Here is a 17,429-nt window from a genome sequence, read left to right on the forward strand (position 1 = left end):
GAACAGTACGTGAAGTCAGCCGTTTCCATCATTGGCAGGTCGCTGCTGGCAGTCGCGGTGTTCGCCGCCGCCGCGTCGACAGCCGTGGTGACAGATCAAATGCCGGCTTCGGCCGCGACCCAGGCAACCTACTATGTCGCCCCCGACGGCAACGACACCAACACCGGAACGATCACGTCACCATTCAGGACCGTACAGCGCGCGCGGGACGCCGTTCGCACGATAAACGCGAACATGACAGGCGACATCTACGTCTATCTCCGCGGCGGAAGCTATCCGGTGAGCAACACGATCGAGTTTGGGCCGAGCGACTCCGGCACCAACGGTCACCGGGTCATATATTCCGCCTACCCGAACGAGACCCCGGTCCTGGATGCCGGGGTCCAGGTGACCGGGTGGACCCAGCACAGCGGCAACATCTGGAAAGCGCCGCTCGACCGCGCCAACAAGCTGCGTACGCTCTATGTCAACGACAAGCGGGCGTACATGGCCTCGAAGACGATCAACTCGGCGGGATGCCACGGGACGTACAACATCACCGCCGGGCAAGCCGCATGGGCCTGGGAATCGGGCTCACAGTGCGACGGCGCCAGATACAGCCTGTCCGACTTTCCCGCCATCGCCCGCAACCACGACGATATCGAGATCGAAACGGCGACCACCTGGACCACGGCCATCGTGGGAGTCCGCCAGGTGACCACGACAGCCGACGGCGCCAACCGGGTCGCGCTGTTCCAGCAGCCCGGCGCGGCCATCGCCCAGGGCGCGTTCAACGGCAACGCCCAGGTCGGCGGCAGCCACAAGGTCATGAACGCCTACGAGTTCCTGGACACGCCGGGCGAGTTCTACTTCGACAAGACCAGCCGCACGCTGTACTACTACAAGGCCAGCTCGGAGAACATGACGACCGCGTCGGTCTTCGCGCCGAACAACGTGTCCACCGTGCTGCGGGTCGCAGGGACCTCGACCAGCGTCCACGCCCGTAACATCACGCTCTCTGGGCTCACGGTACAGCACTCCGACTGGAACCTGTTCAATGTGGCCGGCTCCGCGTTCAAGCAAGCCCAGCAGGGCAACCTGGGCGCCCAGGCATACGCCAAGGGAAACTTCCACGTCTACTACTATCGCAACGTCGACGTCACTCCCGGCATGATCCAGATCCAGAACGCCGACGGCCTGATCCTGCAGCGCAACCGGATCCAGCACACCGGTGCCGACGGGATCACCATGGTCAACGATGTGCAGAACACGCAGTTGACCGGCAACCACACCAACGACATTGCCGGGTCCGCGATCACCGTCGGTCACCCGCAACACGTCTATATCGGCGACCACACGTCGACCAATCGCGAAAAGTACTCCCCTCAGGTGGAGGGACTGCCCAAGAACATCGAGATCAAGAACAACTACATCTATGACAGTGCCGTACTGTTCAACGGACACAGTCCCATCTCGGCGTACTTCGCCGACACCCTCACGATTCAGCGCAACAGGATCGAGAAGACTCCGTGGTCGGGCATCACGCTCGGATGGGGGTGGTGGAACTTCGACGGGTCATCCGGTTCGATCGCGCCCAACCGGCCGACCACGACGGCGAAGAACAACAACATCAGCTACAACCACATCATCGACACGGTGCAGCGACTCAGCGACACCGCTCCCATATACACGCTGGGCAGCCAGCCTGGGACCACCATCCACAACAACTATCTCCAAGGCGTCCCGGCCGGCCACAAGTACGGGCTGCACCCGGACGAGGGTTCGGCGTACATCACCTTCCGCGACAACGTCCTGAGCGTGGACAAGAATGTCACGTGGCTCATCAACTCCGACGACTTCGGACGCAAGCACGACCTGAACATCACGCAAACCTACGGCCCGATCAACAAGGTTTCCAACAAGAATCTGCCGAACAGCACCGTCCAGGATATTCTCGTCTCCTCCGACTATGTCTGGCCGGCGGCGGCATATGGTATCGCCGTGAACTCGGGACTTGAGAGCGCATATCAGGACATCATCCCGCAGAGCAATCTCTCCTTGCCGGACCACGTGCTACCGGCCAGCACGTTCGTCAGCAGCGGGACGTCATCGATTCCGGTCCGCAGCACCGGCGACCAGACCAGGACGATCTGGCTGGCCCCCTCCGGTACCACCACCTTCGTCCCCGGTCCGACGATGACCAGGGCGGACGGCACCGCCACGTCGATAGCTGTTCCAACGACGCCGGGCGAGTACCGGCTCTACGTCCTCGACGCCCAAGGCAGTCGGTCACCCGAGTCCAGGTCGATCGTCAGGCAGCAGAGCGGCGGGAGTCAGCAGAACGGTCAGATCGTGGGCGGCCAGTCCGGCCGGTGCGTCGACGTGCCCAATTCCAGCACCACCAACGGCACCCAGGTGCAGTTGTGGGACTGCTCCGGCGGCACGAACCAGCGGTGGACCCACACCGCCAGCCGGCAGCTGACCGTGTTCGGCAACAAGTGCCTGGACGCGAACGGCGGAGGCACGACCAACGGCACCACGGTCATCATCTGGGACTGCCACGGCGGACTCAACCAGCAGTGGAACGTCAACGCCAACGGCACCATCACGAACGCACAGTCCGGACTGTGCATGGATGCGAACGGTGCCGCCAGCGCCAACGGCACCAAGATCATCCTTTGGTCGTGCAACGGCGGCGCGAACCAGCGATGGAGCCTCCGCACCTGACCAACCCCACCCCGGCACCCGACCCGGCCCGGGCGGCCCTGCCACCGGCCCTCCATGGCGCGCCTGCCATGGAGGGCCGGCCTTTGTGGCTTCGCTGAGAAATGTGTTATCCCTGCTGTGCCCCGAGAGTCCGGTGTGCCTCCATCAGGCACACGACGGACGATTCCCCCGCATCTACCCGGCAACGGATCCGAACGGCCGGACGCACGGCGCGCGACGCCGCGACGGTACAGACGCCCGCGCTCCTACCCCCGACGCCCTGCGGTGGCTTTGCCACGGCGAGCGGTCAGCGCCAGCGCGGCCACCGCACCCAACAGCAGTGCTCCGCCGACCAGCCACCAGCGCCCGGTACCGCCGCCGCCGGCCTCATCGGGCCGGGGTGCCGTCGCCTGCCGGGGTGGGGCGCTCTGCGGGGCACGGGCCTGCACCGTTGCCTGCGCCTTGCCGGGGTTGGGCTCGGGGGACGTGACGGCCACCGTCCACCTGCCGGGGGTGAGCACCGCGCCGCTGGCGTAGAAGCCCTGCCCCTCGTTCGCCGGGTTGAGCTGCAACGGGCCGATCTTCCGGCCGCCGTCGCCGGTGGCGTGGAGCACCAGCCGCAGTACGCGATCCTCCACCGGGTGACCGTCCTTGTAGGTGGCCCGCACGGTCACGCCGGTCGCGCCGTCACCGGCCACGTCGAGCACCACCGGGCCGCCGTGCGCCGCCGCTGGCGCCGTGGGCCAGAGCGCGAGGAGGAGTACCGCCGCCATGATCGTACGTCGCATGGTCACTTCCCTTCCGGTGCGCCGTCGGCGGTCAGCGCCCCCTGCCCCGGTACCGCGGGCAGGAACACGTGGGCGTGACCGTTGCCAGCGTCGACATTGAGCACGTCGAGCTGGGTGGCGGCACTCCCCCAGATGGCGACGGCGGCGTCCCGCTGACGGCCGGTGAGCTCGAACAGGCTGGTCCGGCCGGCCGGCGGCTGGGCGAGCGCGGCGGCGTACGTGTCCACCGCGGCGTCGAGCGTCTGTACCGCCGCGGCGAGGCCGGAGCGCGCGATGTTGACGCCGGTACCTCCGGAAGGCGGGTTCGCGAAGTCCTCGACCGCCTTGCCGGTGGCCGCCTGCCACCGTTCCACCTCCGGTCTACTGGCGGCAGGGCCGGGCGCCTCGGCCACCGGCACCGCGGTGGCCAGCCCGTCGAGCACGGGTAGCAGGCTTTCCTGGACCTGGCGGGCGCGTGCGGTCAACTCGACGACCTGGGCCGCGTCCCGCTTGTTCTCCTCAGCCCGCAGCGCCGCGACCCGGTCGTCGGTCGGGTCGTCAGCCCCGGCCGTGACGGCGCCGACCGGCCCGGCGAGCAGCGCGCCAAGCGCGAACGCGATGACGATCGGCACGATCTGCCGCGTGGTGGGCGCCGAAGACGGAGCCTGGCGGATCTTCTTTCGGTTGCTCATCCGGAGAAGCCTTCTGGGATGTGGGGCCGGCCGGCGGCGGCCGGCCCCACGGCGAGTGGAGTTACAGATTGCCGCCCTCGGGTACGCGGGTGGCGTCCCCGTCGAGGCGACCGGTGCCGGCCAGCGACGCGCCACCGTTGGCCTTGGTGCCGGCCGTCGACGCCCGCCCACCCAGTCGGACGAGCATGGCTTCGGCGTCCCGAACCAACACGCTCCGGACGTCCGCGTCGGTCACCAGCGCCCGGTTCGACGCCAGCCCGACGAACATCCGCAGCCTCTGGATCGCCACCCGGTCGTTCCCGGTGGCTTCGGCCAGCCGCACCGCGTCCAGTTGCTTCGACAGCTTCCCGTGCGCCACGGTCGACAGTTGCCGGGTCGTCTTGAACCGGTCGACCAGTGCCTGCATGTCGCGCAGCGAGGTGGTGACGAAGAACCGCACGTTCGCCGTCGTCTCGTTGCCGGCCCTGTCGGTGGCGGTCACGACCAACTCGTGCATGCCGAGCGTCAGGTCGTACATGACCTGCAGCGTCCCGGACTGGTACGGCTTGCCGTCCAGCTTGCCGACCACCGACTGGATGCCGGATGTCGGGTCGACCGCCTGGAAGGTGACCCGCACATCCTGGCTGTCGCCGTAGAGCTGGCCGTCGGCGAGGCCGGAGACGAGGACCGTCGGCTTGGTGCCGTCGATCCGCAGCACCGCCGACTTGAGCGTCTCCACGTTGCCGGCCTTGTCCCTGGCACGGTAGAGCAGCTCGTGGTTCCCGTCACCGGTCACGTCGACCGGTTCGGTGTACGGGGCCCATGGCCCGCCGTCGAGCGACCACTCCACCGCGGCCACGCCCGATCCCGCGTCCGTCGCGGCGAGCGTCACCGGGATCGCCCCGGCGTGCCAACCGTTGTCGTTCGCCGGCGCGAACATCGCCGTGGTCACCGGCGCGGTCGCGTCGATCTTCACGGGTACCGACCTGGTCGTCTCGACGTTCCCCGCCTGGTCGACGGAGCGGAACCGCACCTCGTGCGTCCCGTCACCGGCGACCAGGACCGGCCCGGTGTAGGCGGCCCAGGCGGTGGCGCCATCGAGCTGGTACTCGGTGCGAGCCACGCCGCTGCCGCCGTCCTCGTCGGTGGCGGCCAGTGTGACCGTCGCCGGGCCGGTGTACCAGCCCCCGACCGCCGGGCCGTCCACCGTGGCCGTCGTCACCGGAGCGGTGTCGTCCACTGCCTCCGTGCTGAGCCGGAAGTAGTCGAACGATACGGTCTTGCGAGCGGTCTGCGCACCGCCGAGCGAGAACAGACCCACCTTGGGCGTCGCGCCAACCGCCGCGTTGGTCAGCGGCTCGAACGCCGTCCAGTCCTGTCCGTCCGCCGAGTACGAGGCGGTGTACACGTTGCCGGTGCGGGCGAGGCGCAGGTGCCAGACCGCGGACGTGAGGTTGCTGGCGTTGGGTTGCGGACTCTGCAACGCGCCGGCGGTCTCACCGCGGAACTCGATGCGCCGCGATACCGGCTGCCCGGCCACGTTGTCCACGACGTAGTCGAGCTTCAGGTAGTTGTCGTCATCGGCGTACACGAGAAGGCCGGCCTGCTGGTACTGCTCGTCCAGCAGACTGCCGTCGATCTTCGTCTCCACGGTCCAGTCGCCGGACGGCGCGTTCTGCAGGATGAAGTTCGTCGGCCCGGTGTTGGGTGTGGTGTAGATGTCGCCGTTCGGGACATCGACGTGCAGCGCTCCGCCCTGCACCCGGTACGCGGCCGGATCCTCACGGACGATCGCGTCCCACCGGCACTTGTCGAGCAGAGCGTCGTCGAACTCGTCGGACGGCGCGACCGGCTCAGCCGGCTCGTCCGGCGAGACCTGGAACCAGTCGAACGCCGCGTCGACCACCGGCGCCGTCGTGCCACCGTTCAAGGCGAAGAGTCCCACCCTCGGGGTGGTGATGCCGGCCAGCGCGGCCACCCGGCCCACCGGGGTGAAGGTCTGGCCGTCGGTGGAGAACGCCGCGGTGAGGTTGCTGCCGTCACTGTTCAGCCGCAGGTAGATCGTGTCCGTACCGGTCGGCGCGTCGGCGCTGTCGGCGGCCTCGTTGCGCGGGCTTCCGGCCGTCTCGCGGAGGAACTCGACCCGTCGACCGCCCGAGTGGAGCAGATCAAGCTTGGCGTAGTTGTCGTCGTCGCCGTACACGATGAGCCCGGCCTGCTGGTAGTTGGCGGTGGTCGCGAGCGTCACCTTGGTCGTGGCCTGCCAGGCGCCGCCCGGTGCCGGCTGGAGCACGAGGTTGGTCGCGTCGTTGCGACCGCCGTAAAGGTCACCCGCCGCGGTCGGCAGGAGCAGCGAGCCACCTCGTACGGAGTAGGACTGGTTTTCCCTGACCACCGTCGACCAGCGGGTCTTCGCCAGCGTGGTACCGAGGAAGTCGTCCGAGCGCGCCCCGAAGCAGGACGTGTTCGGCGCGTCCACCCTGACCGTGGTGGTCGCGTACGCCTTGGCGCCCCGGCTGTCGGTCACCGTCAGGGTGGCGGTGAACGTGCCCGGCGCGGTGTACGTGTGTGTGGCGTTCAGCGTGTTCGCCGTGCCGCCGTCGCCGAAGTCCCACGCGTACGCGAGCGGCGTGTCGCCCTCCGCGTCGGTGGCGGTGCCGGTGAATGTCACGGCGAGTGGCAGGGTGCCTTTGTTCGGGCTCGCCGACGCGCTCACCACCGGCGGCGCGTTGTCGGTCACACCCCTGCCGAGGAAGTCCACCCAGTTCACGTTGAACAGGTTGCCGCCCTCGGTGCCACCGGGCTTGTTGCGGGCGACGAAGTAGAGCGGCCCGCTTGTCGTGTGCGGCGCGGCGAGGTCGACGGAGACGTCGGTGTACGTCTGCCACGCCCCGGTCGCCGGCACCGTCGCGGCGGCCAGCAGCGGGCCGTCGGCCGCACCGGCGCGTACCTGGATCACGCCGCCGCCGCTGCCGGAGGCGACCCGGAAGCGCAGGGTGTCGATGCCGGTGAGGTTGGTGGGCGCGAACGTCCACCAGTCGCCGTCCTCGATGAACCCGATGTTCTGGAAGCCGCCCGCGGCGTCGCCGGTGGTCTCCTTCTGTACGCCGGGGTCGCCGGTACCCACGCCCTCCGGCGCCCTGCCGGTGGCCGAGTAGTACTCGGCCTGCTTCCGCTTGGGTTGTAGCTGTTCGATCGCCCGTCCGGTCAGTGGGTTGGCTCCGCCCGATCCGCCTGTGTCGGTGTACGTGGCTTCGAAGACCCCGAAGACGTTCGCCTCGGCGCCGTGCCCGGAGGCGAGCGAGGTCTGCACGGTGCCCGTGCAGCCGGTGTACGACTGCAGCGGGTGGGCGTGCTCGTCGTGCCCGAGGTAGTACTGCAGCTTCACCTTGGCGCAGTCGATCGTGGTTTCTTCCGGATCGGTCACCTTGACGGTGTACTTGACCTGGTCACCCCAGTCGAAGAAGCCGCCGTCCGGCGGGAACTCGATGGTCACCGTCGGCGCGGTGTTTCCGACCGTGATCGGCACGTTGGCGACCGCGGTACGCCCCTTGGGGTTGGTCACGGTGAGCTGGGCGGTGTACCTGCCGGCCGCCGTGTAGGTGTGCGTCGGGTTCGCCTCGCCCGAGGTGCCGCCGTCGCCGAACGTCCACGCGTAGGTGAGCGCGCCACCGTCCGGGTCGCGCGACCCTGTGCTGGAGAACCGCACGGCCAACGGCGGCTGGCCAGAGGTGGGTTCGCCGGAGGCGACCGCGATCGGGGCGCGGTCGGCGGCGATGTAGTCGATCCGGTAGACGCCGGAGTTGTCGTTGTTGCCACCGAAGCCGGTGCCCCACTCGATCAGGTACAGCGCGCCGTCCGGGCCGAACTCGAAGTCCATCGGCCGCACGAACGTCATCCCGGCGAGCACCTCGTTGATGTCCACGAGGGACGTGGCATCCCGGTCCAGCTGGAGCGTGTACATCTTGTTCTGGTTCCACTCGCCCAGGAGCGCCTTGCCGTCGAAGTACGCCGGCCACTTGCGGGTCGAGTTGAGCCCGGCGTCGTACCGGTAGAGCGGGCCGCCCATCGGCGCGCCACCGCGGCCGATCTCGGGAAACAGCGGGTTGCCGCTGTAGTCGTAGTCCACCGCGGCGGAAATCGCCGGAGGCAGGTTGGTCAGGCCGGTGTTGTTGGGTGAGTTGTTCACCGGTGCCGAGCAGTCGAACTTCGCGCCGCTCGGGCCGGACGGGAACGTGTAGTCGTTGTACGCGTAGTTCGCGCCGTGGCAGTACGGCCAGCCGTAGTTGCCGGGCGTGACGACGTTCCACTCGACCGTGCCCTCGGGGCCGCGGTTGGGATCGGTGGCCGGGGCGTCGGGGCCGTAGTCGGCGGCGTACAGGGTGTCGGTCTTCGGGTCGATGCCGATCCGGAACGGGTTGCGGAAGCCCATCGCGTAGATCTCCGACCGGGTCCGGGCGGTGCCCGGCGGGAAGAGGTTGCCGGACGGGATCGTGTACGTGCCGTCGTCCTCGGGGTGGATCCGCAGCACCTTGCCGCGCAGGTCGTTGGTGTTGCCGGCGGTGCGCTGCGCGTCGTAGTCCTGCCGCCCCGGCCGCTCGTCGATCGGCGTGAACGAGCTCGACTCGAACGGGTTCGTGTTGTCGCCGGTCGCCAGGTAGAGGTTGCCCCGGCTGTCGAAGACCATGCTGCCGCCGGCGTGGCAGCAGGTGTTGCGCTGGGTGGTCACCTCCAGCACCGTTTTCTCGCTGCCGGCCAGGATCGAGTCACCTTGTACGGTGAACCGGGCCAGCCGGTTGCGGGCGGCGCCGCCGTTCGGCGCGTAGTAGAGGTACACCCAACCGTTGGCGGCGAAGTCCGGGTCGAGCCGGATGCCGATGAGCCCGTCCTCGTTGCCGGCGAAGACGTCCAGGTCGATGGCGGTGACGGTGGTACCGGTGTCCGGCTTGACGATCTGCACCCGGCCGTCGCGCTCGATGTAGAAGACCCGACCGTCCGGCGCGACGTCCAGCTCCATCGGGTTGCTGGTGTTGCTGTCCAGCGTCACCTTCTCGAAGCTGTTCGTCCGCGACGCGGCACAGTCGGCGTCCACCGCGCCGGCCGCGGTCCGGACGCCGCCGAGCAGGTGAGCCAGGAAGCTGGGCTCGGTGTACGACTCGGCCGTGTGCCCGCCGGCGGTGTACCAGGACCGGCCGCCGTCGAAATCGTGGCACCACGCGTGCGGGTGGTCGGCGCCCATCGCGCCCGCTCCCGGTGTGTAGCTGCGCTCGTCGAGGCTGGCCAGCACGTGTACGTCCGCGCGCGGGTTGGTTCGGAAGTTGTACCACTCGTCGAAGCGGGTCCACTTCGCCGGTAGCGACGCCGTGGACGGGTGCGCCGGGTCCTCGACCTTGATGGTGGCGGTCTGGTTCGCCGGGTGCGAGGCGAAGTACGCGCCGACCAGGTCGCCGTACCAGGCCCAGCTGTACTCGGTGTCCGAGGCGGCGTGGATACCCGCGTACCCGCCCCCGGCGCGGATGTACCGCTCGAACGCCGCCTGCTGGCCGGCGTCGAGCACGTCGCCGGTGGTCGAAAGCCAGACCACCGCCGCGTACCTGGCCAGGTTGGCGTCGGTGAACGCGCCGGCGTCCTCGGTCGCGTCGACGGTGAAGCCGTTCTCCGTGCCGAGCTGCTCGATCGCCGCGATGCCGGCCGGGATCGAGTCGTGGCGGAAGCCCGCCGTCTTGGAGAAGACCAGAATGGAGAACGGCTCCGCCGCGGCCGCCTGACTCACCGGCCGGGACGACGCCGGGGCGGGTGGCACCCCGGCGACCAGCGCGGACGCAGCGGCGAGGAGGGTGGTGGCGACAGCGAGAAGCAGGCGTTTGGCCGAGCGGCTGGTGCCGCGGCTTCGGCGATCTGCTGGCACGAAGGAGCTCCTTCGTTGGTCGGGGACAACACGGAATGTCGCATCGGCTCGCCGAAGACCGGTGCGTTGGGGCACGGCGCGCCCGCCGAGGGCGGCACCGCATGGTGTGGATCAACTCGATGAGGTGACGGGACTCGCTGACAGGTGACGTTGGAGTAACGCGGCGTTCGCCGCGACGGACGACGGGACTTGTTCTGATGCCATCGATGGAGGGGGCGTGAACGGGGGGTCGTTCATGTGCGTGCTTCCTCTCTGAGGTAACGGCCGGCTGAACCGGGGCGGGATCCGGCCTGGCCCAGGCGGACCACAGGTCCGTACTCTTACCGGCGATCGGGAAGGGACGGCGGTGATCGACGGCGAGCGCACCGGAGGCGGGTACCGCCCGGGCTACGAGGTGGTAGCGGAGCAGGTGCTGGAGCTGATAGCCCGGCTCGGCCTGCGCCCCGGCGACCGGATGCCCACCGAGTACGAACTGGCCCGGCAGCTCGGTACGAGTCGCACCGTGGTCCGCGAGGCAGTCAAGATCCTCTCGGCGTTGGGCCGCGTACGGGCTCAGCGGGGCCGCGGCCTGTACGTCGCGGACGACCAGGGGATGCTCGGCAGCGGCCGTTGGGCGTCGTTCTTCCTGCCCACTGACCTGGACCACGTTTACATGCTCTTCGAGTTCCGCCGGACACAGGAGATGGCGACGAGCCGGTTGGCCGCCGGCCGCGCCACCCCGGCGGAGGTCCAGGCCATCGAGAAAGCCGCCGCCGCGTGCAGGCAGGGATTCGACACCGGGCGCGACGACCTGTTCAACGAAGGCGACGACGCCTTCCACACCAGCATCGCCGTCGCTTCGCACAACGTGTTCCTGCAGGTCGCGGTCCGCGAGGCCCGCCGGCTGCAGGCGCAGTCCAACCTGATCGGACTGCGCGGCTCGGTGGGCGGACACGCCGCCAAGGCGGTCGAGGAACACGAAGCCATCTGTCAGGCCATCCGCGCCGGCGATGCGGAGGCCGCCACAGCGGCCGCAGCCATCCACATCGACAACACGTTGGACGACTACCGCCGGGAGATCCAGCAGCGGATCTTCTCCGCCGCCGACCGGCAGCCATCTACCGCCGCGGCACGGGAAGCCGTTCCTGGTGACCGCTCCCGGACCACGAGCATCGGGGCCGGTACACCGTCGCCGCCGAGCGCCGGCGTCGGTGGATAGGCCGGCGGCCACCGGCTCGCTCGCGCAACAGCTCACTCGCGCCAGGTGGCCACCGGGATGGCACAGGCGCATCAGCTGCCGCCTCTCAGGATCGAGTTGCCTTCGTACGTGGGATCGCCGCCGCGCAGGTCGGTGAGATCGAGGCGTCCCGACTGGCCGAAGAACGTGACCGGGTTGTGCCACAGCACCGTGTCGACGTCGTCGTCGGTGAACCCCGCGGCGAGCATCGCCTCGCCGGTGCGCCGGGTCAGCAGCGGGTCGGAGCGGCCCCAGTCCGCGGCGGAGTTGACGAGCATCCGTTCCAGGCCGTGCACGCGCAGGATTTCCACCATGCGTTCCGGTGACATCTTCGTGTCCGGGTATACGGAAAAGCCCATCCAGCAGCCGGAGTCGTGGACCGCGCCGACCGTGACCTCGTTGAGGTGGTCGACGACGACCCGGCCGGGATCGATGGTGGAGTTCCTCACGACCTCGAGACTGCGGGCAACCCCTCGAATCTTGTCGCGATGCGGGGTGTGCACGAGCGCGGGCAGCTCGTACTCGATGGCCATGGCCAGCTGCGCGGCGAAGACGTCGTCCTCCTCCGGTGTCATCGCGTCGTAGCCGATCTCTCCGACTGCCACCACCGAATCCTTGGCCAGGTAGCGGGGCACCAGCTCCAGAGCCTCACGGCAACGCGGGTCGTTGGCCTCTTTGGGGTTAAGGGCGATGGCGGCGTGGTGGCGGATGCCGAACTGGGTGGCCCGGAATGGCTCCCAGCCGACGAGCGAGGCGAAGTAGTCAGCGAACGAGCCGGCGTTCGTGCGTGGCTGCCCGAGCCAGAACGCCGGCTCCACCACGGCGCGCACGCCCGCCGCCGCCATCCGCCCGTAGTCGTCGGTGGTTCGTGAGGTCATGTGGATGTGCGGATCGAAGATGCGCATCGAACCTCCGGCCGTCAGGTGAGCTGCTTCAGCAGTGCGAGGGCGTCGTCGGGCAGGTGGCGTCCGGCGGCATCGCGCTCGTCACGGAGGTCGGCGATCATCGTCGCCAGTTCGGCGTCGGCACGCTCCGTCAGGCCGTGTACCGCCGACAGCGGCACGCCCATGAAGACGCATTTCAGGACGGCCTGGCGCCAGCTGGCCTGATCGAGGTGCCGTGCGTACGGACCGAGCGCGGCGGCGAGCAGGCGGGTGTCGTTCGTGCGGATGGCGTCGTGCAGCAACGGCACTGCCCCGCCGTCGAGTGGAAGCAGGGGCAGCGCCTTGAGCACGGCACGCTTTTCGTCAGCGTCACCGTACCGGTAGAGATCCTCGACCCGCCGCGGCACGGCCGCGACGGGCAGGGCGAGCAACAGTCGCGCGCGGGCCGCCTCGTCGGCGGTCCAGCCCTCGACCTGTGGCAACGACGCCCGGCCGCAGTGGCGGCCGGCGCTGGCGAACAAGCGAACGATGCTGGCCGGGTCGCGAGCCACACGCCTTTCCGCGTCGGCGAGCCAGCCGTCGTCGGCCACGACGTCCCGTGCGACACGACGTGCGTCCGATTCCATAACGCCTCCTTCGGATCCGCGGCGTCGCCCGTCGATTCGTCCGCGCCCTGCCGGTGCGGCCAGTGCCACGCCCGTCCCGTCAGGCCGATGGCGAGGACGCCCAGCGCGCGGGCCACCGGGCCCCGTCCGCCCGCCACCGAGGTCAACCCAACCGTGACGACGACGAAGTCGGCGGCGACGACGCCGCCACGGGTCGGTGGACGGGTCGGACAGGGCTGGCGGGCAGGGCCGGTCGGCGTCTCGGCCCTGCCCGCCGATCGAACCCGGTGACCGTCCCCTGTTGGTCCGCTCATCGGTAACAGGTCGGGACGGGCACCGGGCAGTCAACCAACGCCACGCACGAGGGAATGCCCTGGTCGGCGAGGTAGGCGCCGGGCTGTGCCAAGCGGTCGGAGACTGCTATCGGTACCAGCCAAGAGTCGTACTCATGGCGAGCCCGGAGGGTGGATTCGTTGCGGGCAGGTCCGTGCCAGCCTGGTCGCGCACCGCCCCGGAGGGGCACGCCGGCGCGAGTTCGAGGACATCACTGGGGCCTTCCTGTACCGGTCCAGAGCGCCACAAGGGCTGACTGTTGCAGACACATCAGGCGGTGCAGAGTCATACTCTCGGTGCAGAGTCATACTCTTAGGATCAGTCGACGGTTGTCAATCCCACCAGGCCACCCGGACGGGCTCATCAGCACCCAACGATCGGGAACTTCTGCTGACCTCGACAAAAGTCGATGCGATCTCTGCAGAAGGTCTGGACCACATAGATGGAAGCCCGTACTGTCGTCACACGGCCGACACGGTCGGTTGCCCTGCCTGCACCTACTGGAACGCCAACGTGACGAGGCACTGACCTCGGACCCGTGGATGACGGAGGCGCGAAGTGACCCCGCTCGCGACTGCCCAGCGACCAATCCGATCCCGTCTGCTCTGCCTGCTGCGCGACAGCGGTGCGCTGTCCCGCGCCGAGCTGGCGGACCGGCTCGCGACCCCCCGGCCGCGGCTGCTCGCCGAGCTGGACGCGCTACTCAACACCGGCCTGGTACGGGAAGCCGGTCCGGCCGCCTCCCGCGGCGGCCGGCGGTCGACGCTTGTCGAACTGAACCCCGATCTCCGGTTCGCGGCGGTCGACCTCGGTGCCACCTCGATCGACATCGAGATCATCGACGGGCAGCTGGAGCCGGTCGTCGCCTACGCGGAGCCGGCCGACATCCGCTCCGGCCCGAAGGTCATCCTGAACCGGCTCAGCGAGATCCTCGCCAAATTCGCGATCGACGGAGCGTTCCAGCGCCTGCACGCCATCGGCATCGGCGTGCCGGGCCCGGTGAGCTTCCGGGACGGTGTCCCGGTCTCACCGCCCATCATGCCCGGTTGGCACCAGTACCCCGTTCGCGAGATACTCAGCCGCGAACACGCGTGCCCGGTGGTCGTCGACAACGACGTGAACATCATGGCCATCGGCGAGCGCTACGGCGGCGTCGCGCGTTCCGTCGACGACCTGCTGTTCGTGAAGGTCGGTACCGGCATCGGCTGCGGCATCTACCTGCACGGTGAGGTGTACCGGGGCCCGGACGGCTGCGCCGGCGACATCGGCCACATCCAGCTCGACCGCAACGGTCCGGTCTGTTCGTGCGGAAACGTCGGCTGCCTCGAGGCCCTGTTCAGCGGCGCCGCGCTGGCCCGCAGCGCAACCGCCGCCGCCCGCAACGGTGCCTCGCCGGTGCTGGCCGACCGGCTCGCCGCGACCGGGACGGTGACCGCGCGGGACGTGGCGCGGGGCCTGGCGGAGGGTGACGTCACCTGTATCGAGCTCGTCCGGGACGGCGGATGCCGCATCGGCACGGTGCTTGCCGGACTGGTCAGTTTCATCAACCCGTCGATGATCGTGATCGGCGGTGGCCTGGCCGGGCTCGGACATATCCTGCTCGCCCAGATCCGCAGCGTACTGTACCGGCGCTCGCTCCCCCTCGCCACCGGAAACCTGCCGGTGGTGCTCTCCGAACTGGGCCCCCGCGCAGGCGTTGTCGGAGCCGCGGTGCTCGCCAGCGAGCTGGCGTACGGGCAGCCGTCATGACGTCCGAGGTGGTGCTCCGGCTGGCCGGCGTGGTCAAGAGCTTCCCCGGCGTACGCGCGCTGGACGGCGTCGGGCTGGAGGTCCGCGCGGGCGAGGTGCACTGCCTCCTCGGCCAGAACGGGGCCGGCAAGTCCACCCTGATAAAGGTGTTGTCCGGAGCCCACCGGCCGGACGCGGGAGAGATCGTCTGGCAGGGCGAGCAGGTGTCGTTCAGCAGCCCGCACGCCGCGCTCAAGGCCGGCATCGCCACGATCTACCAGGAGCTGGACCTCATCGACGAGCTGTCGGTCGCGGAGAACCTCGCGATCGGCCAGGAACCGCGGCGCCTCGGCTTCGTGCGGCGCGGCGCGATGCGCCACGCCGCCCAGCGGGTACTCAGCCAGCTGGGACACCCGGAGATCCCGGTCGGCGCCGAGGTCGGCGCACTGCCGGCCGCCGCCAAGCAGATCGTCAGCATGGGCCGGGCGCTGTCCCGCCGGGCCAAGCTCATGATCATGGACGAGCCGACCGCCGTCCTGGCTCACGGCGAAGTACAGAATCTGTTCCGGGTCATCCGCGACCTCACCGCCGAGGGCATCGCGGTCATCTACATATCCCACCGGCTGGAGGAGATCCGCGAGATCGGTGACCGGGTCACGGTCCTGCGGGATGGGCGCACCTCGGCGGTCAACCTGGACGCGAAGACCACGCCCACCCGGGAACTGGTGCGCCGAATGACCGGCCGGAGCATCGAGTACGTGTTCCCCGAGCGCCGTGCGGCCTCGCACACCGAGCCGCTACTGGCCGTCGAGGGCCTCGGGCGGCAGGGCGAGTTCTCAGACGTCTCCTTCGCCGTCCACCGGGGAGAGGTCGTGGGCATCGCCGGCCTGGTCGGCTCCGGCCGCTCCGAGTTGCTGGAAACGGTGTACGGCGCCCGCCGACCGGACACCGGCCGCGTTCTCGTCGACGGCCGACCGCTGCACCCGGCCGACGTCGGCGCGGCCGTCCGGGCCGGTCTCGGGATGGCGCCGGAGGAACGCAAGCAGCAGGCACTGCTGATGGGCGAACCGGTCTACCGCAACATCACCCTGGCGCGCCTCCGCCGCTTCGCCACCGTGGGCTTCACCCGGACCGGTGCCGAGCGGGAGGCGGCCACCCGCATCGCCGACGACCTCGAACTGCGCCCACGCGACGTCCAGCGGCCGGTCCGGACGCTGTCCGGCGGTAACCAGCAGAAGGTCGTCGTCGGGCGGTGGCTGCTCGGCGGCACCCGCCTGCTGCTGCTCGACGAGCCCACCCGCGGCGTCGACGTCGGGGCACGAGCCGAGCTGTACCAGATGATCCGGCGCCTGGCGGACAGCGGCGTCGGCGTCCTGCTGGTCTCCAGCGAGGTGCCGGAGGTGCTCGGTCTGTCCGACCGGGTGCTGGTGATGCGCGAGGGCCGGCTGATCCACCAGGCTCCGGCCGAAGAGCTCGACGAGGACACCGTACTCGATCTCGTCATGGCGGGGTCGCTGTTGGAAGGGAGCCCGACGTGACGGTAAGCACCCGCGTCACGACGGCGGAACCGGAGGCTGTGCGGGAGCCGGGCCGCCGGATGTTGTCGCTGGAATCGGTCAAACGGACGGCCACCCTCGCCGCCGTACTGCTGGCGCTGCTCGTCGTCGGCGCAGTCACCCGGCCGGACATCTTCCTCGACCCCGCGAAGCTGTGGTCGAACGAGCTGACCGTACTCAGCCTCGCGTCGGCGATCGGAGTGATCACGATCGGCATGACGTTCGTGATGATCGGCGGCGGAATCGACCTGTCGGTGGGTGCCCTACTCGCCCTGGCGAGCGTCTGGTGCACGACGGTCGCCACGCAGAGCTTCGGCGTCACCGGCGTCATCTTCGCGGCTCTCGCGGTGGGCACCGGCGCCGGCATCGTCAATGGGCTGCTCATCTCGTACGGACGGCTGGTCCCGTTCATCGCCACACTCGCGATGATGGTGGCGGCCCGTGGGCTGGCGCAGAAGATATCCGGGTCGCAAACCCAGATCAACCGGGTCGCGTTCGTGAACGATCTGGCCAGTGGCAAGGTCCTCGGCATCCCGTACATCGTCGTGATCTTTGCCGTCGTGGTCGTGCTCGGTTGGATCCTGCTCAACCGCACCACCTTCGGCCGGCGTACGGTCGCGATCGGCGGCAATGCCGAAGCCGCCCGGCTGGCCGGCATCAACGTCAAGCGCCACACGTTGGCGCTGTACGCACTGTCCGGGCTGTGCTGTGGTATCGCCGCGCTGATCGTGGTCGCCCAGACCACATCGGGCTCCAACACCAACGGCGACCTGTACGAACTGAACGCGATCGCCGCCGCGATCATCGGCGGTACGGCGCTGACCGGCGGCCGGGGCACGATCATGGGCTCCCTGTTCGGGGTACTCATCTTCAGCCAGATCGCCAACCTGTTCACCGTCAACAACCTGCCCACCGAGACCCAACGCATCGTCAACGGCGCGATCATCGTTTGCGCCGTCCTTGTCCAGCAACTCCAGATGGGACGGCTTCGCGTTCCCGCGTTCGCGTGGACCCGGCGCGGCCGTACCCCGACCTGACCTTCTCGCCCAGCCGGCGACCCCGACCCGGGGTCGCCC

Annotated in this window: 10 protein-coding genes; 5 read left to right on the top strand and 5 right to left on the bottom strand. The window is 69.2% G+C overall.

Annotated features, from left to right (window positions below; translation table 11 throughout):
* Nucleotides 1-9: 9 nt before the first annotated feature.
* Nucleotides 10-2,706: an RICIN domain-containing protein gene (locus E1166_RS00485; RefSeq protein ID WP_132334690.1), complete on the top strand. Its 2,697-nt coding sequence runs from the start codon at nucleotides 10-12 to the stop codon at nucleotides 2,704-2,706.
* Nucleotides 2,707-2,951: 245 nt separating this feature from the next.
* On the opposite strand, the gene E1166_RS00490 is transcribed toward E1166_RS00485, so the two are convergent.
* The 3 genes from E1166_RS00490 to E1166_RS00500 form a co-directional block, all read right to left on the bottom strand.
* A complete protein-coding gene (locus E1166_RS00490; RefSeq protein ID WP_243710046.1) occupies nucleotides 2,952-3,473 on the bottom strand; it encodes a hypothetical protein in 522 nt (173 codons plus the stop codon).
* 2 nt (nucleotides 3,474-3,475) lie between these two features.
* A complete protein-coding gene (locus E1166_RS00495; RefSeq protein WP_132334694.1) occupies nucleotides 3,476-4,144 on the bottom strand; it encodes a hypothetical protein in 669 nt (222 codons plus the stop codon).
* A gap of 61 nt (nucleotides 4,145-4,205) precedes the next feature.
* Complete coding sequence (locus E1166_RS00500; RefSeq protein ID WP_132334696.1) at nucleotides 4,206-10,031, bottom strand: ThuA domain-containing protein; 5,826 nt, start codon at nucleotides 10,029-10,031, stop codon at nucleotides 4,206-4,208.
* Nucleotides 10,032-10,377: 346 nt separating this feature from the next.
* Between E1166_RS00500 and E1166_RS00505 the strand changes: the two genes are divergently transcribed.
* Nucleotides 10,378-11,229 (top strand): FCD domain-containing protein, encoded by an 852-nt coding sequence (locus tag E1166_RS00505; protein WP_243710047.1) that lies wholly within the window; start codon nucleotides 10,378-10,380, stop codon nucleotides 11,227-11,229.
* Nucleotides 11,230-11,300: 71 nt separating this feature from the next.
* Here the strand turns inward: E1166_RS00505 and E1166_RS00510 are convergent, their stop codons facing one another.
* Together E1166_RS00510 and E1166_RS00515 are read right to left on the bottom strand one after the other, a co-directional pair.
* Nucleotides 11,301-12,152: a TatD family hydrolase gene (locus tag E1166_RS00510; protein WP_132334698.1), complete on the bottom strand. Its 852-nt coding sequence runs from the start codon at nucleotides 12,150-12,152 to the stop codon at nucleotides 11,301-11,303.
* A gap of 14 nt (nucleotides 12,153-12,166) precedes the next feature.
* On the bottom strand, nucleotides 12,167-12,757 hold the full coding sequence (locus tag E1166_RS00515) for an EboA domain-containing protein (protein WP_132334760.1): 591 nt from the start codon (nucleotides 12,755-12,757) through the stop codon (nucleotides 12,167-12,169).
* Between the two features lie 870 nt (nucleotides 12,758-13,627).
* Here E1166_RS00515 and E1166_RS00520 point away from each other — a divergent pair.
* The 3 genes from E1166_RS00520 to E1166_RS00530 are packed head-to-tail and all read left to right on the top strand — an operon-like array spanning nucleotide 13,628 to nucleotide 17,390.
* Nucleotides 13,628-14,818: an ROK family transcriptional regulator gene (locus E1166_RS00520; RefSeq protein WP_132334700.1), complete on the top strand. Its 1,191-nt coding sequence runs from the start codon at nucleotides 13,628-13,630 to the stop codon at nucleotides 14,816-14,818.
* Nucleotides 14,815-16,335, top strand: a complete 1,521-nt coding sequence (locus E1166_RS00525) for a sugar ABC transporter ATP-binding protein (protein WP_132334702.1) — start codon at nucleotides 14,815-14,817, stop codon at nucleotides 16,333-16,335. The genes E1166_RS00520 and E1166_RS00525 overlap by 4 nt, the downstream gene beginning before the upstream one ends.
* A gap of 59 nt (nucleotides 16,336-16,394) precedes the next feature.
* Nucleotides 16,395-17,390: an ABC transporter permease gene (locus tag E1166_RS00530; protein ID WP_132260733.1), complete on the top strand. Its 996-nt coding sequence runs from the start codon at nucleotides 16,395-16,397 to the stop codon at nucleotides 17,388-17,390.
* Nucleotides 17,391-17,429: the final 39 nt, after the last annotated feature.

It is taken from the genome of Micromonospora sp. KC213, assembly GCF_004348325.1.
Lineage (GTDB): Bacteria > Actinomycetota > Actinomycetes > Mycobacteriales > Micromonosporaceae > Micromonospora.

Coding starts and splice junctions, on each gene's coding strand:
- E1166_RS00490 (WP_243710046.1), bottom strand. CDS start 3,473: ATGCGACGTACGATCATGGCGGCGGTACTCCTCCTCGCGCTCTGGCCC.
- E1166_RS00495 (WP_132334694.1), bottom strand. CDS start 4,144: ATGAGCAACCGAAAGAAGATCCGCCAGGCTCCGTCTTCGGCGCCCACC.
- E1166_RS00510 (WP_132334698.1), bottom strand. CDS start 12,152: ATGCGCATCTTCGATCCGCACATCCACATGACCTCACGAACCACCGAC.
- E1166_RS00515 (WP_132334760.1), bottom strand. CDS start 12,757: ATGGAATCGGACGCACGTCGTGTCGCACGGGACGTCGTGGCCGACGAC.
- E1166_RS00525 (WP_132334702.1), top strand. CDS start 14,815: ATGACGTCCGAGGTGGTGCTCCGGCTGGCCGGCGTGGTCAAGAGCTTC.
- E1166_RS00530 (WP_132260733.1), top strand. CDS start 16,395: ATGTTGTCGCTGGAATCGGTCAAACGGACGGCCACCCTCGCCGCCGTA.